Here is a 15,916-nt window from a genome sequence, read left to right on the forward strand (position 1 = left end):
GCAGGGCGGACGGCCCTCACCGCGAGTCGGTTCCGGTCCCCTCGCGGGCGCGGACCAGCAGCCGGGTCGTGCTGCCGTCCTCCTCCTCGACGTCCCGGACATGCCGGAAACCGATCCGCCCCAGCAGAGCCAGGGACGCGCCGTTCTCCGCCGCGACCGTGGCGTACACCTCGCGCAGTCCGAGCCGGCCGAAGCCCTCGGCGACGAGCGCCCCGGCCAGCTCCGTGCCGAGCCCGCGCCCCCAGACGTCCGGGGCGAGCGCGTAGACGATCTCGTGCCCGCCGGACTCCGGGGTGGGTTTGATCTCGGCGTGCCCCACCGTCCTGCCGCCTTCACGGACCGCCCACACGTCGAAGAGGCCACGCGCGTACACCTTGGTGAAGACCCGCCCGAACAGGGCGCGGTCCTCCGCCTCCGGGGAGGGGCCGTCGCCCATCCACCGGGAGACCCGCACATCCTGGAACAGGGCGACGAACGACTCCTCGTCGCCCGGGGTGTACGGGGTCAGCAGGAGGCGGGCCGTCCGCACCTCGGGAGTCACGGGGCTCCCCTCAGCGCACCGGCGGAGCCGTGCTGCTGCGCACCACCAGGCTCGTCGCCAGATCGACCCGGGTGGTCGCGGGCTGCCTGCCCCGGCCCAGGTCGAGGACCAGGCGGGCCGCGGTCTCGGCCATCTCGATGAGCGGCTGGCGCACCGTGGTCAGCGGGGGGCCGATCCAGCGGGTGAGCGGCAGGTCGTCGAAGCCGACCACACTGAGGTCCTCCGGGATCCGCAGCCCCAGCTCGCGCGCGGCCTCGTAGACGCCGAGTGCCTGGAGGTCGTTGCCCGCGAAGATGGCGGTGGGCGGCTCCGGCAGCCGCAGCAGCTCCAGGGCCGCCGTGTAGCCGTCCTCGTGGTTGAACTCGCCCTCCCGGACGAGCGCGGGGTCCATCGGCACACCCGAGGTCTCCAGGGCGGCGCGGTAACCGTCCAGCCTGGCGCGGCTGCACATCATGCGGGCCGGTCCGCCGATGATGCCGATCCGGCGGTGGCCCAGGCCCGTCAGATGACGGGTGGCGGCAAGGCCGCCCTGCCAGTTGGCCGCCCCGACCGACGGGATGTCGTCACCGGGGTCGCCCGCCGGATCGACGACGACGAACGGGATGGAGCGGCTGGTCAGCTGGGCGCGCTGTCCCGCGTCGAGGTCCGAGAGCACCAGGATCACCCCGGCCGGGCGGCGGGCCAGAACGCCGTCCACCCACGTCTGGCCCGGGGTGAGCCGGCCGGCGCTCTCCGAGAGGACCAGGCTCAGGCCCTCCTCCCTCGCGACGTTCTCGACGCCCCGGACGACCTCCATCGCCCAGGCGCTGTCCAGCTCGTGGAAGACCAGGTCGATGAGCTGGGACTGCTGGGAGGCGCCGCGCCTGCGGCGGTAGCCGTGCCGCAGCAACAGCTCCTCCACCTTCGTACGCGTGCTCGGGGCGACATCCGCGCGCCCGTTCAGCACTTTCGAAACTGTCGGAGCCGAAACTCCGGCCGCTCGGGCGATCTCTGCCAGCGTGGCGGTGCTCTCCGACGACTCGTCGACGGACGCCTTCGCCTGTTGGGGCTGGACCTTTGCAGGGCTCATGCACGAATCGTAGCTCCCCTGCGGCCCCATATCCGCGTCCGGGCAAGGTTCGTAAATCCTTGCTCCTACCCTCTTGACGGGTCCGAAACACGACCGTACCGTTCCGGCAACATTCGAAAGCCACGCCGAAACATTCGACAGAGGGTGCGGTCATGCGGTCGGGGATATTCACTCAGGGCACACGTACGACGAGATGGGCCGCGGCGGGCGCGGCGATGGCCATGGCCGGCCTGCTGGCCGGCTGCGGCTCGGGCAGCGGCGGCGGGAGCGGCAGCGGGACCATCACCGCCTACGTCTACGGGGACGACGCGGTCAAGGTCCAGCAGGCGGCGGTCGACACGTTCAACAAGACCTCCGAGGTCAAGGTGAAGCTGGTTCCGGTCCCCGGCTCCGACTACGTGAACAAGCTCCGCAGCGCCATGGGTTCGCCCAGCGCTCCGGACGTCTTCTTCAACTGGGGCGGCGGCTCGATCAAGCCGTACGTCGACTCCGACGACCTGGTCGACCTGACCTCGACGGTCAAGAACGACGCCACCCTCAAGGACGGCTTCCTCCCCTCGATCATGACGGCGGGCGGTCTCGAAGGGAAGGTCTACGGGGTGCCCATGCGCGGCATGCAGCCCGTGATGCTCTTCTACAACAAGGCCCTCTTCGCCGAGCACAAGATCGAGCCCCCCAAGACCTGGGAGGACCTCCAGGCGGCCATCAAGACCTTCAAGGCCGCGGGGATCACCCCCTTCGCCCTCGGCGGCTCCGACAAGTGGCCCGAACTGATGTGGATGGAGTACCTGCTGGACCGAATCGGCGGCCCGGAGGTCTTCAAGAAGATCCAGGACGGCGACACCGAGGCGTGGGGCGACCCGGCGGTGCTCAAGACGGCGCAGACCGTCAAGGAGCTGATCGACGAGGGCGCGTTCGGCAAGAACTTCAACTCCGTGGACTACGGCAGCGGAGCGGCGCCGACCCTGCTCAGCAAGGGCAAGGCCGCGATGCACCTGATGGGCTCGTGGGAGTACTCGACGCAGCTGGGCAAGGCCCCCGAGTTCGCCAAGAAGGACCTCGGCTGGACCGGCTTCCCGACGGTGGCCGGCGGCGCGGGGGACCCCGCGAACGTGGTGGGCAACCCCACCAACTACTGGTCCATCAACGCCCGGACCAAGCACAAGGACACCGCGATCGCCTTCCTGAAGACCATGGCGTCCAAGGAGTACGCGCAGGCCCTCGTCGACAACGGTGACGTCCCCACCACCTCCAACGCCGCCTCGATGCTGAGCGGTTCACCCAACCCGGAGTTCGCCACCGACCAGTACGAGATGGTCCAGAAGGCCCCGAGCTTCACCCTCTCGTGGGACCAGGCGCTCGAGTCCCAGTACGCCACGCCCCTGCTCACGGAGATCAGCAAGCTGTTCGCCGGCAAGTCGACCCCCGAGCAGTTCGTCGAAGCAATGAAGGCCGCAAAGTAACGATGTCCCACCACACTCCGGTCGCGAAGAGCAACGGAGACAGGAAGGCGGCCGTCGGCAACGTCGGCCGCCCCCCGGTCGCCTGGGCCGTCCCCGGCATCCTCTTCTTCGCCGTCTTCGCGATCGTCCCCCTGGCGATCGCCGTCTACCTCTCCTTCTGCGAGTGGGACGGGCTCGACTCCCCGGCCTTCACGGGCCTGGACAACTGGACCCGGCTGTTCAAGGACTCCGAGTTCGGCCAGGCAGCCTGGCTGAGCCTCCTGCTCACCACCATCAGCTGGGTCTTCCAGACCCCGGTGGCCCTGCTCCTCGGCGTATGGGCCGCCGGCCGCCAGCGCAGCCGTGCCTTCCTGTCCGCGATCTTCTTCATCCCGCTGCTGCTCTCCACCACCGCCATCGCGATGCTGTTCCGCGCGCTGCTGGACCCCAACTTCGGTGTGATCCAGACGATCGGGCCCTGGCTCGGCATCGACCCCAACGTCATGGGGTCGTCCACCGGCGCCCTGCTCGTGGTGGCCTTCGTCGGCGGCTGGCAGTTCATGCCCTTCCACACGCTGATCTACCAGGGCGGCGCCCGGCAGATCCCGGAGGTCCTCTATCAGGCCGCCTCCATCGACGGCGCGGGCATGGTCCGGCAGTTCTTCCACATCACCCTGCCGCAGCTGCGCCACACGATGACGACCTCGTCGATCCTGATGATCGTCGGCTCGCTGACGTACTTCGACACCGTGCTCATCATGACCAAGGGCGGCCCCGGCACGGACACCACGATCCTGCCCTACCTGATGTACCGGACCGGCTTCCAGACGTACGACCTCGGCTACGCGGCGGCCATCGCCACGGCTCTCGTCGTCGTGGCCACCAGTATCTCGCTGATCATGGTCCGCCTCAGCGGCTTCGGGACCATGCGGTCCACCCGGGAAGGTATGTGACGAGATGTCTATCGACACCCGCCCCGCCGCGCCGCAGCACCGCGCGGCGCCCACCGCGCCGCGCCGCGGCCGCCCGGTCCGCCGGCGCAGGTCCCTGGGCAACCCCGTGGCCGGCGTCGGCTCGCTGATCTGGCTCGTCATCGTCCTGGTGCCGCTCTACACCCTGGTCTCCGCGTCGCTGATGCACCAGGACGAGGCGCTGAACGGCGACCCGCTGGCGATCCCCTCGGACCCGACGCTCGACAACTACAGCTTCGTGCTCGACAGCGGGTTCCTCTCGCTGATCGGCAACACCGCGATCGTCGCGGTGGCCACGGTCGCCCTCGTGCTGGTGCTCTCCGTCCCGGTGGCGTACGTGGCGGTGCGTACCCGCAGCCGTCTCTCGTCGCTCGCCTTCCGGACGTTCCTGCTCGGGGTGGCGATCCCGGCGCAGGCAGTGATCGTGCCCCTGTACCTGATGATCGGCAAGATGGGGCTGTACGACACCCTGTGGGCGATCATCCTGCCCACGGCCGCCTTCGCGATGCCCGTCGCGGTCCTCGTGCTCAGCGGCACGATGCGTGACGTCTCCGAGGAGATGTACGAGGCGATGGCCCTCGACGGCGCCTCGCCGTTCCGCATGCTGTGGCAGCTGGCGGTGCCGCTCTCCAAGGCCGGGATCAGCACCGTGGCGATCTTCTCCGCCCTGCAGGCGTGGAACGGCTTCCTGTTCCCGCTGATCCTGACCCAGTCGGAGGAGCAACGCGTCCTGACGCTCGGGCTGTTCAACTTCATGAGCCAGTTCGGAGTGAACATCCCCGCGGTACTGGCGGCCATCGTCCTCTCCGTCATACCCATCTTCGCCGTGTACCTCGTGGCCCGGCGGGCGCTGATCAACGGACTGATGGGGGTGGGCGGCAAGTAGGACACCCACGCCGCCCGGACCACCGCACTCATGAGAGGAACCCCTGCCGCCATGGCAATCCACCCCGTCCCGCAGGCCCGTCAGGCCGATCCGCCCCCCGCCGCCGACGGCCCGTGGCGCGACCCCTCGCTCAGCCCCGAGGCGAGGGTGGCCGACCTGGCGTCCCGGATGACCATCGAGGAGAAGACCGCCCAGCTGTACGGAATCTGGGTGGGCGCCGACGCGGAGGGCGACGGAGTCGCGCCGCACCAGAACGACATGGTCGACCCGGTCGACTTCGAGGAGATCACCACCCGCGGACTCGGCCAGCTCACCCGGCCGTTCGGCACCGCCCCGGTGGACCCGGGCGTCGGCGCCGTGTCGCTGGCCACCGCCCAGGCCAGGATCGCCGGTTCGAGCCGCTTCGGGATCCCGGCGCTCGCCCACGAGGAGTGCCTGGCCGGATTCACCGCGTGGGGCGCCACCGCCTACCCGGTGCCGCTCGCCTGGGGCGCGGCCTGGGACCCCGAGCTGGTCGCCGAGATGGCGCACCGGATCGGCAGCGACATGCGGTCGGTCGGCGTCCACCAGGGCCTCGCGCCGGTCCTGGACGTGGTGCGGGACCTGCGCTGGGGCCGGGTCGAGGAGACCATCGGCGAGGACCCCTACCTGGTCGCGACCATCGGCACCGCGTACGTCCGGGGCCTGGAGTCCTCCGGGATCGTCGCCACCCTCAAGCACTTCGCGGGCTACTCCGCCTCGGCCGGCGCCCGTAACCTCGCCCCGGTCCGGGCGGGCGCGCGGGAGATGGCCGACGTGATCCTGCCGCCGTTCGAGATGGCGGTCCGCGAGGGCGGCGCCCGCTCGGTGATGCACTCGTACGCCGAGATCGACGGGGTGCCGACGGCCGCCGACCCGGCCCTGCTCACCGGACTCCTCAGGGACACCTGGGGGTTCGCCGGCACGGTCGTCGCCGACTACTTCGGCATCGGCTTCCTGGAGACCCTGCACAGGGTGGCCGAGGGCCGCGGTGACGCCGCCCGCCTCGCCCTCACCGCGGGCGTCGACGTGGAGCTGCCCACCGTGCGCAGCTACGGGGACGCGCTGGTCGCCGCCGTACGGGACGGACTGGTGGCCGAGGAGCTGGTGGACCGCGCCCTGCGCAGGGTGCTGCTCCAGAAGTGCGAGCTCGGCCTGCTCGACCCGGACCGGCCGCTCCTGCCCACCGTGCTCAGCGGCGTGGACCCGGAGCAGGCGCGCGGCACGGTGGACCTCGACCCGCCCCGGAACCGCGCCCTGGCCCGGCTGCTCGCCGAGCGGTCCTGCGTCCTGCTGGCCAACCCGGAGGGCGCCCTGCCGCTGGCCGGCACCGGGCGGATCGCGGTCGTCGGGCCCCGCGCCGACGACCCGCTGGCCATGCTCGGCTGCTACTCCTTCCCCAGCCACGTCGGGGTCCAGCACCCCGGGTCGCCCATGGGCATCGACGTACCGACCGTGCTGGAGTCGCTCCGCGAGGAGTTCCCCGGCGCGGGCGTCGACCATGCGCAGGGCTGCGACGTGGACGGTACGGACGCCTCCGGCATCGAGGAGGCCGCCGCCCTGGCAGCCGGGGCCGACGTCTGCGTGGCCGTGCTCGGCGACCGGGCCGGACTCTTCGGCCGCGGCACCTCCGGTGAGGGCTGCGACGCGACCGACCTGGCGCTGCCCGGTCTCCAGGGCGAGCTGCTGGACGCGCTGCTGGCGACCGGCACCCCGGTCGTCCTGGTGCTGCTGACGGGACGGACGTACGCCCTCGGCGGGCGGGCCGACCGGCTGGCCGGCTGTGTGCAGGCGTTCTTCCCCGGCGAGGAGGGCGGCCCGGCGCTCGCCGGTGTCCTCTCGGGGCGGGTCAACCCGTCCGGGCGCCTGCCCCTGGGCGTGCCCAAGGACCCCGGCGGCCAGCCGTGGACGTATCTGCAGCCGCCGCTGGGCCGGGTCAACGGGGTCAGCAATCTGGACCCCACCCCGCTCTACCCGTTCGGCCACGGGCTGTCGTACACCTCCTTCGCCTGGGAGGCGGGACCCGAGGTGCCGGCGGAGCTCCCCACCGACGGCGAGACCGATCTCGCGGTGACGGTCCGCAACACCGGTGACCGGGACGGGGCCGAGGTGGTCCAGCTGTACGTCCACGACCCGGTCGCCCAGACCACACGCCCCGAGGCACGGCTCATCGGTTACGCCCGGGTGCCGCTGGCCGCGGGGGAGTCCCGGAAGGTCAGTTTCCGGTTCCACCCCGACCTGGTCTCCTTCACCGGGACCGGCGGGCGGCGGATCGTCGAACCCGGCGACCTGGAGCTGCGGTTCGCCACCTCCAGTGACGCGGCCGACGTCAAGCACACCGTACGGCTGCGTCTCACCGGGCCGGAGCGGACCGTCGATCACCGGCGCCACCTGGTGTGCGCCACCTCGGTCGACGCGCTGATCGCACAGCAGTGACGCGCGGGGGCCCCGGCCCCCGCGCGCCCGCCCCGCGCACCCTTCCGGGGGTGCGCGGGGACGATGTCGAAACTTTCGAAGGCTCCCGCGCGCCCGGACGCCGGCTTCACGTCCCCGCGCCCCTACGGAAAGGCACCTGTCATGCTCAAGACAATGCATGCGGTCGCGGTCGGCTCCGCGGCCGCCGTGCTCCTGGTCTCCGCGTTCACACTCCCCGGCGCCTCCGCCGCCGGCAACGACACCGCCCGGCACGGCGGAAAGGACCACAGCGCCACCCCGCAGAGCCTCGGCGACCTCGGCCGCAAGGCCGGGGTGCGCATCGGTACGGCCGTCGACACCACCGCCCTGGCCGAGGACGCGCCCTACCGGGCCAGGGTCGCGGGGGAGTTCTCCTCCGTCACCGCGGAGAACGTCATGAAGTGGGAAGCGGTCGAGCCGCAGCGCGGCACCTACGACTGGGCCGCCGCCGACCGGCTCGTCGACTTCGCGAAGAAGAACGGGCAGCTGGTCCGCGGCCACACCCTGGTCTGGCACAACCAGCTGCCCGCCTGGCTGGACGAGGACGACGTCACCCCCGCCGAGCTGCGGAAGCTCCTGCACCGTCACATCACCGACCAGGTCGCCCACTTCAAGGGCAGGATCTGGCAGTGGGACGTCGTGAACGAGGCCTTCGACGACGACGGAACACTGCGGGACAGCATCTGGCTGCGGAAGCTCGGCCCCGGCTACATCGCGGACGCCTTCCGCTGGGCCCATGAGGCGGACCCCAAGGCGCGCCTGTTCATCAACGACTACAACATCGAGGGCGTCAACGCGAAGAGCACGGCCCTGTACGAACTGGTCGGCACGCTGCGCAAGCAGCACGTGCCCGTCCACGGCGTGGGCATCCAGGGCCACCTGGCCGTCCAGTACAGCGCCCCGCACGACATCGCCGACAACATGCTGCGCTTCGACCGCCTCGGCCTCGGGACCGCGATCACCGAGGCCGACGTCCGGATCCCCCTGCCGGCCGACAGCACGGAGTACGAGGCCCAGGCCGAGGGGTACGGCGTCCTGCTGCGCGGCTGCCTCCTCACCCCGGGCTGCGACGACTTCACCGTCTGGGGCTTCACCGACACCTACTCCTGGGTCCCGGACACCTTCCCGGGCGAGGGCGCGGCCAACATCTTCGACGAGAACTACGCCCCCAAGCCCGCCTACAGCACCCTGCGCCAGACCCTGACGCTCGCCGCGGGCCGGCGCTGACCCCCCACCCCTGCCGGTAAGGAGTTCTGATGGCCCCGCTCGACTGGGCCGCCCTGGGCGGCTACTTCCTGGTGATGCTGCTCATCGGCCTCTGGTCGCACCGCCGCATCGGCAACGTGAGCGACTACTTCACCGGAGGCGGCCGGATGCCCTGGTGGCTCTCCGGCATCTCCCACCACATGTCCGGGTACAGCGCCGCCGTGTTCGTCGCGTACGCCGCCATCGCCTACAGCTACGGCATCACCGTCTACGTCTGGGCGTTCCTGCCGCTGGCCTTCGGCACCGCCGTCGGCGCCTGGCTGTTCGCCCCGCGCTGGCAACGGCTCAGGAAGCGCTACGCCGTCGCCTCGCCCCTGGAGTACCTCGCCAAGCGTTACGACGTGCCCACCCAGCAGGCGCTCGCCTGGAGCGGCGCGCTGCTCAAGGTGTTCGACGTGGCCGCGAAATGGGCCTCCGTCGCCGTCCTGCTCAACGTGTTCACCGGCATGTCGATGACCACCGGCATCCTGATCACCGGCATCGTCACCCTGCTCTACTGCACGGTGGGCGGCCTCTGGGCCGACGCGCTCACGGACTTCGGGCAGTTCATCATCCAGGGAGCCGCCGCGCTCGCCATGCTCTGGGTCGTCCTGGACCGGCTCGGCGACGGCCTCGCGGGCCTGGGCACCATCTGGGACAAGCTGCCCGAGGGGCACGGACAGCCGCTGGTCGGTCCGTACACCGCGACCTTCCTCGGCGCGTACGTCGTCGTGAAGCTCTTCGAGTACAACGGCGGCATGTGGAACCTGGCCCAGCGCTACATGGCCACGGACTCCCCGAAGGCCGCCCGCCGTTCGGCCGGGCTTTCCGCCCTGCTGTACGTGATCTGGCCGGCCGTCCTGCTCTTCCCGCCCGTCGCCGCGGCCGTGCTGCTGCCGGGCATCGCGGACCCGGAGAAGGTCTACGCGCTGATGGCGGAGTCGTACCTGCCCGCGGGGCTCGTCGGGCTGACGCTGGCCGGGATGTTCTCCCACACCATGGCGATGGCCTCCTCCGACGCCAACGCGGTCTCCGCGGTCGTCACCCGGGACATCATCCCCGCCGTCGTACGCCGCGCCCGTGAGCTGTCCCCGGCCACCGGGCTGCTCGTCGCCCGGGTGTGCACCGTCGTCTTCATCAGCGTCAGCATGATCGTGGCGATCGAGGCGGACCACTTCGGCGGAGTGCTGGGCATCATCGTCGGGCTGGTCGCGGCCGTGATGGGCCCCATATCCATCCCGATGCTGCTCGGACTGCTGCCCGCCTTCCGCCGGTCCGGGCCCCGGGCGGCGCTGTCCTCCTGGGCGCTGGGCCTGCTCGGCTACCTCCTGGTGAAGTTCGTGCTCGACAGCACGGACCAGACGCTCGTGATCGTCACCCCGCTCGTCACCTCGCTGGTGGTGTACATCGTCGTCGGCCTGATCAGCCCGGAGCCCGACGACACCGCCGACGCGATCGTCGCCGCGCTCTCGCCCGCCCCGGACGGGGACGGCGAACCGGCCCCTGCGGCCCCGCGGCCGGCCGCCGCACCCGGCGTCACCGACTGACTGACCGGGGCTTCTCCTCCGCGGTGCCCGCACCGCACCTCTGCCAAGGGCTCACGCCCACTCAATTTGTCATGCGTGTGAACAAAATGGGGAGCGACATGGACAAGCGCACCAGCCGCAGAGCCGTCCTCGGGGCCGGCCTCGGCATCACGGCGCTGGCGGCGACGCCGCTCGGATCACTGATGGGGCTGACGGGTGAGGCCGCGGCGACCCCCGCCGGCCCGGGCCACTCCCCGGCGGTCCGGCCCACCGACCCCGGCGCGTACATCTCCTTCACGCCTCGCTCGGGCGCCTTCCCGCTGGTCAGGGCGGGCAAGGCGGCCCCGATCGTGGTCAGCGACAAGGACCACGACGGAGTCGTCCGGGTGGCCGGCGACCTCCAGGACGACATCGAGCGCGTCACCGGCGTGCGTCCCGCGCTCTCCCGGAACGCCGCACCCCGTGGCCGCGAGATCGTCCTCGTCGGCACCATCGGCCTCAGCCCGCTGATCGACGGCCTGATCGCCGCGGGCCGGCTCAAGGCCGCGGACATCGTGGGCAGGTGGGAGACCAGCCTGCAGGCGGTGGTCGAGAAGCCGCTGCCCGGCGTGGACCGCGCCTTCGTCATCGTCGGCAGCGACCAGCGCGGCACGATCTTCGGGGCGTACGACGTCTCCCGGGGCATCGGGGTCTCGCCCTGGTACTGGTGGGACGACGTCGCCCCCGTCCACCGCGACGCGCTGTACGTCCTGCCCGGCCGGCACAGCCAGGGCACCCCCGCCGTGAAGTACCGCGGATTCTTCATCAACGACGAGAACCCGGCGCTCGGCACCTGGGCACCCGCCTTCTTCGGCCCCGGCAAGGCACCCGGCTTCGAGGGCGGGTTCAACGCCGCCTTCTACGCCAGGATCTTCGAGGTGATGCTGCGGCTGAAGGCCAACTACCTCTGGCCAGCGGTCTGGGGCCGTGCCTTCGCCGAGGACGACCCGGAGAACCACGCCACCGCGAAGGCCTACGGGGTCGTCATGGGCACCTCGCACGAGGCGCCCATGATGCGGGGCATCGAGGAGTGGAACCGGCACGCGGTCGCCGCGGTCCGCGACAGCGCCGGAAACATCACCCAGCCGGGCCACGACCCGTACGGCGGCACCGGCGAGTGGTCGTTCCGCCGCAACGCCGAGGCCATCAAGGCCTACTGGCGGGAGGGCGTCCGCCGCATGAAGCGGGAGGACTTCGAGGGCGTGGTCACCCTCGGCATGCGCGGCAACGGCGACGTCAGCCTGCCGGACGGCGACGGCATCGAGCTGATGACGGAGATCATCGCCACCCAGCGCGAGATCCTCGCCGAGGAGCTCGGCTCGGAGGACGGGGTCCCCCAGGTGTGGACCCTCTACAAGGAGGTCCAGCACTACTGGGACCGCGGGCTGCGGGTCCCGGACGACATCACCGTCGTCCTCACCGACGACAACTGGGCCAACGTCCGCAAGCTGCCGGACCTGAAGAACGACCCGCGCGGCGGCGGTTACGGCCTCTACTACCACTTCGACTACGTCGGCGTGGGGCGGAACTACAAGTGGGTCGACACCACCTCGCTCCCCAACATGTGGGACCAGCTCCACCAGAGTGCCGCCTACGGCAACCACGGCCTCTGGGTCACCAACGTGGGCGACCTCAAGGGCAACGAACTGCCCACCCAGTTCTTCCTGGAGTACGCCTGGGACCCCGACCGCTGGCCCCTGGACGCCCTCCCGGAGTGGGAGGAGCGCTACGCCGCCCAGAACTTCGGCGAGCGCCGGGCCGAGGAGATCGCCGAGATCCTCCGCACGTACGCCCGGCTGCAGTCCCGGCGCAAGCCCGAGCTGCTCAACCGGAAGATCACCCTCGACCCGGCCAAGGACCCGGCGACGGACTCCTCCGCCATCGTGTACGACGACCGGGCCACGCCCTTCAGCATCGTCGACTACCGCGAGCTGGAGCGGGTCACCGAGGACTGGCAGCGCCTGGACGCCGCGGCCGAACGCGTCCGGCGGGGCCTGCCCGCGTCCGCCCAGGACGCCTGGTACGAGCTTGTCGGCTACGCGGTCCGGGCGACCGCCAATCTGTACGCCCTGCGCGAGGCGGAGTTCACCAACCTGCACTACGCGCCCCAGGGCCGGGCGCTGACCAACCAGCTGGCCGCCACGGCCGAGGCAGGGCTGGCCGAGGACTTCGCCCTGGCGCGGCGCTTCGACACCGAGGTGGCCGACGGCAAGTGGGAGGGGTTCCAGAGCCAGCCGCACATCGGTTACGGCGATGTGGACCGCTACGGTCCCAACGCCCCCTGGCAGCAGCCCGAGCTGGACAACGTGGCCCTCGCGGACGAGATCTTCCCCGCCGTCCGGCGCATCGAACTCCCGCGCAGGGCCGAGATGGGCGTGGCCGTCGACGGCTCGCCCGACTGGTGGCCGGCGTCCGGCAGCAGCGGCACGGAGCCGGTCCTGCCCGTCTTCAGCCCGTACCAGAGCCAGCCCGCGCAGTACGTCGAGGTGTTCAACCGGGGCACCGTGCCGTTCGACTTCCGTATCCGTACGGGCGCCTCCTGGCTGATCGCCGACCGGACGCGGGGCCGGGTGGACGCCCAGACCCGGGTCACCTTCCGCGTCGACTGGTCCCGGGCCCCGAAGGGTGTCACCCGGGTACCCGTCACCGTGTCCGGCCCCGGAGGCAGCGAGGTCGTCGTCCGCGCCGTGGTCGACCGGCCCCGGCTGGAGCGGTCGCAGCTCAAGGGGTTCGTCGAGGCCAACGGATACGTCTCGATCGAGGCCGACCACTTCCACCGGGCGGTCGGCCGCGGCGGGATCTCCTGGCGCCGCATCCCCGGCATCGGACGCACCGGATCGGGCATGGAACCCTTCCCGGTGACCGCGGCCCGGCAGACCCCGGGCGGCGCCGGGCCGCGGCTGGAGTACCGGGTCAGCCTCTTCACCACCGGTCCGGTGACCGTCTGGGCGTATCTCTCACCCCGCAACAACGCGCTGGCCGCCGACGGACTGACGTACGCCGTCTCCTTCGACGACGACGCCCCGCAGTCCGTCAACATCACCGAGGTCACCGGCTCCGACGACGGCACCATGAACACGCAGTGGGCCCGCAACACGTCCGACAACGTGAACCGCACCGCGACCACGCACCACATCGGCCGGACCGGCGCCCATGTGCTCCGATTCTGGATGGTCGACCCGACCGTGGTACTCCAGAACCTCGTGGTGGACACAGGCGGCCTCAGGCCCAGCTACCTGGGTCCGCCGGAGAGTCTCCGGCTGAGCTGACCGGAGCGGGACGAGGAGGCGGCAGGGATGAGCATCGAGATCCGGGACAGCGAGGGGCGCGGCACGGCGCTGGAGGTGGCCCCCGGGCCGCCGGAGGGGCCTCTCCAGGTCGGGATCCGGATCGAGGGCGCCTCCTCCTGGTCCTGCTCGCCGGCCGCGGCCAGGGAACTGGCCGCGGCGCTCGTCGCGGCGGCCACCGAGGCGGAGCACGCGGGCACGGGGGAGCCCGTCACCGTCGAGGCACGCGAGCTGCGACGCGGTGACGTACGGGACGGGGACCGGCTGATGACGGTCGAGGCCGTCAGGACGGACGGGGCGAACGTCCAGGTGACCTGGGTGTCGGGAGGAGGGCGCAGCTGGAGCCAGATGTACGGGGCGGACGCCGCCATCCGCCTCCGGCGCCGGCTGCGGCCGGAGAGCTGAGCGGGGCGTCGTACGGGCCGCATGGTATTTCGACAATCGCCGTAGTACGGTGAATCTCGTAGTACGGTGAATCTCGTACCAAGCGACGGCCCGGCGCGCCCGGGCCGTCGTGCCGTCCGTCGTGTCCCGAGGAATCGGAGCCTCCTGTGAGTGCACTGTTCGAGCCCTACGCCCTGCGGTCGCTGACCGTTCCCAACCGCGTCTGGATGGCCCCGATGTGCCAGTACAGCGCCGCTCCCGACGGCCCGCTGGCCGGCGCCCCGACGGACTGGCACTTCCAGCACTACGCCGCCCGCGCGGCCGGCGGGGCCGGCCTCGTCATCGTCGAGGCGACGGGGGTGAGCCCCGAGGGCCGTATCTCCCCGCAGGACCTCGGCATCTGGAACGACACCCAGGTCGAGGCGTTCCGCCGCATCACCACCTTCCTGAAGAGCCAGAACACCGTTCCGGCGATCCAGATCGCCCACGCCGGGCGCAAGGCCTCCACCGGGCAGCCCTGGAAGGGCGGCGCTCCGGTCGGCCCGGAGGCGCACGGGTGGCAGCCCGTCGCGCCGAGCGCGATCGCGTTCGACGAGCACCACCCCGTGCCGACCGAGCTGACCGTCGACGACATCCAGAATGTCGTCCGGCAGTTCGCCGACGCCGCCCGCCGCTCCCTGGACGCAGGCTTCCAGATCGTGGAGATCCACGGCGCCCACGGCTACCTGATCGGCGAGTTCCTTTCCCCGCACTCCAACAGGCGCACCGACGAGTACGGCGGCTCGTACGAGAACCGCACCCGCTTCGCCCTCCAGGTCGTCGACGCCGTGCGGGCCGTGTGGCCCGACGAGCTGCCCCTGTTCTTCCGCATCTCCGCCACCGACTGGCTCGAGGACGGCGAGGGCTGGACCGCCGACGACACCGTCCGCTTCGCCACCGACCTCGAGGCCCATGGTGTCGACCTCCTCGACACCTCCACCGGCGGCAACGCCGCAGGCGTCCGCATCCCCGTCGGGCCCGGCTACCAGGTCCCCTTCGCGGCCCGTGTCAAGACCGGCACCACCCTGCCCGTCGCCGCCGTCGGCATGATCACCGAGCCGCAGCAGGCCGAGAAGATCCTGGAGAACGGCGAGGCCGACGCGATCCTGCTCGGCCGGGAGCTGCTCCGTAACCCGTCGTGGGCCCGGCACGCCGCGCGCGAACTCGGCGCGGAACCGCATGTCCCGGACCAGTACCACCGCTCCGTCTGACAGCGGGCACGCAGGCGCGTCCGGGATCACGGCCACCTCGAACTGGGTACGCTGAGCGGCGATGTTCACTCCCCAGGGCCCCACGCTGCGCGAGCTGGCCGTACAGGCGCTCTCCTCGACCATGCGGGGATACGACCTGCTCGCCCCGAAGTTCGACCTGACGCCCTACCGGACCCCGGACCGGGTGCTCGAAGCCGTCGCCGACGCGGTGCGGCCCCTCGGGCCGTTCGACCGGGGCCTGGACGTCTGCTGCGGCACCGGAGCGGGCGTCGGTGTGCTGCGGGGGCTCTGCCGGGAGCGGGTCACCGGGGTCGACTTCAGCGCCGGGATGCTCGACGTCGCCCGGGAGGCGTACGCCGGCACCACCGGGGGCCCGGCGGTGGACTGGGTCCGGGCCGACGCCCTGGCGCTGCCGTTCGAGCGGGCCTTCGACCTGGCCCTGAGCTTCGGGGCGTTCGGCCACTTCCTGCCGGAGGAACGCCCCGGGCTGTTCGACCAGGTGTACGCGGCGCTCCGGCCGGGCGGACTGTTCGTCTTCCCGGTGGGCGCGCCCCCGGCGGTGGGCTCCCGGGCCTACTGGTCACTGCTCGGCTTCGACCTGGCCATGCGGGCGCGCAACGCCCTGTGGCGCCCCCCGTTCGTCATGTACTACCGCACGTTCCCGCTCGCCGGTGTGGTGGACGACCTCGTACGGACCGGATTCACCGTGCGGCTGCTGCCCCTGGAGGAGTTCGGCAGGCGGCCGGACGGCAGCCCGCGTGTCCGCCTCGTGACGGCGGCTCGTGGATAAAACTACGACGGCTC

The 15,916-nt window shown here is 71.5% G+C and carries 12 protein-coding genes; 10 read left to right on the forward strand and 2 right to left on the reverse strand.

Annotated elements, in window-relative coordinates; genetic code table 11:
- Positions 1-16: 16 nt before the first annotated feature.
- Together JKV81_RS23440 and JKV81_RS23445 are read right to left on the reverse strand one after the other, a co-directional pair.
- On the reverse strand, positions 17-541 hold the full coding sequence (locus JKV81_RS23440; RefSeq protein ID WP_202077625.1) for a GNAT family N-acetyltransferase: 525 nt from the start codon (positions 539-541) through the stop codon (positions 17-19).
- Between the two features lie 10 nt (positions 542-551).
- Positions 552-1,610, reverse strand: a complete 1,059-nt coding sequence (locus JKV81_RS23445) for a LacI family DNA-binding transcriptional regulator (RefSeq protein ID WP_164992656.1) — start codon at positions 1,608-1,610, stop codon at positions 552-554.
- Between the two features lie 215 nt (positions 1,611-1,825).
- On the opposite strand from JKV81_RS23445, the gene JKV81_RS23450 reads away from it, so the two are divergent.
- The 10 genes from JKV81_RS23450 (at position 1,826) to JKV81_RS23495 (ending at position 15,902) form a co-directional block, all read left to right on the forward strand.
- A complete protein-coding gene (locus JKV81_RS23450) occupies positions 1,826-3,073 on the forward strand; it encodes an extracellular solute-binding protein (RefSeq protein WP_202077696.1) in 1,248 nt (415 codons plus the stop codon).
- A 2-nt stretch (positions 3,074-3,075) separates the two neighbouring features.
- Entirely contained in the window at positions 3,076-4,005 is a 930-nt protein-coding gene (locus JKV81_RS23455) for a carbohydrate ABC transporter permease (protein WP_099171914.1), read from the forward strand.
- 4 nt (positions 4,006-4,009) lie between these two features.
- A complete protein-coding gene (locus tag JKV81_RS23460; protein WP_202077627.1) occupies positions 4,010-4,909 on the forward strand; it encodes a carbohydrate ABC transporter permease in 900 nt (299 codons plus the stop codon).
- A gap of 51 nt (positions 4,910-4,960) precedes the next feature.
- Positions 4,961-7,363 carry a beta-xylosidase/alpha-l-arabinosidase gene (locus JKV81_RS23465; RefSeq protein WP_202077629.1) on the forward strand — a complete coding sequence of 801 codons (2,403 nt, stop codon included), beginning with the start codon at positions 4,961-4,963 and terminating at the stop codon, positions 7,361-7,363.
- Positions 7,364-7,504: 141 nt separating this feature from the next.
- Positions 7,505-8,608 carry an endo-1,4-beta-xylanase gene (locus JKV81_RS23470; RefSeq protein ID WP_202077631.1) on the forward strand — a complete coding sequence of 368 codons (1,104 nt, stop codon included), beginning with the start codon at positions 7,505-7,507 and terminating at the stop codon, positions 8,606-8,608.
- Positions 8,609-8,637: 29 nt separating this feature from the next.
- Positions 8,638-10,173: a sodium:solute symporter family protein gene (locus JKV81_RS23475; protein ID WP_129260833.1), complete on the forward strand. Its 1,536-nt coding sequence runs from the start codon at positions 8,638-8,640 to the stop codon at positions 10,171-10,173.
- A 71-nt stretch (positions 10,174-10,244) separates the two neighbouring features.
- Complete coding sequence (locus tag JKV81_RS23480; protein ID WP_236057505.1) at positions 10,245-13,460, forward strand: glycosyl hydrolase 115 family protein; 3,216 nt, start codon at positions 10,245-10,247, stop codon at positions 13,458-13,460.
- A gap of 27 nt (positions 13,461-13,487) precedes the next feature.
- Positions 13,488-13,883 carry a hypothetical protein gene (locus tag JKV81_RS23485; protein WP_202077633.1) on the forward strand — a complete coding sequence of 132 codons (396 nt, stop codon included), beginning with the start codon at positions 13,488-13,490 and terminating at the stop codon, positions 13,881-13,883.
- Between the two features lie 146 nt (positions 13,884-14,029).
- Entirely contained in the window at positions 14,030-15,112 is a 1,083-nt protein-coding gene (locus tag JKV81_RS23490; protein WP_202077635.1) for an NADH:flavin oxidoreductase/NADH oxidase, read from the forward strand.
- A 61-nt stretch (positions 15,113-15,173) separates the two neighbouring features.
- Positions 15,174-15,902 carry a class I SAM-dependent methyltransferase gene (locus tag JKV81_RS23495; protein ID WP_147985827.1) on the forward strand — a complete coding sequence of 243 codons (729 nt, stop codon included), beginning with the start codon at positions 15,174-15,176 and terminating at the stop codon, positions 15,900-15,902.
- Positions 15,903-15,916 lie beyond the last annotated feature (14 nt).

Source organism: Streptomyces silvae, from assembly GCF_016745505.1.
In the GTDB taxonomy this organism is placed as follows: domain Bacteria; phylum Actinomycetota; class Actinomycetes; order Streptomycetales; family Streptomycetaceae; genus Streptomyces; species Streptomyces silvae.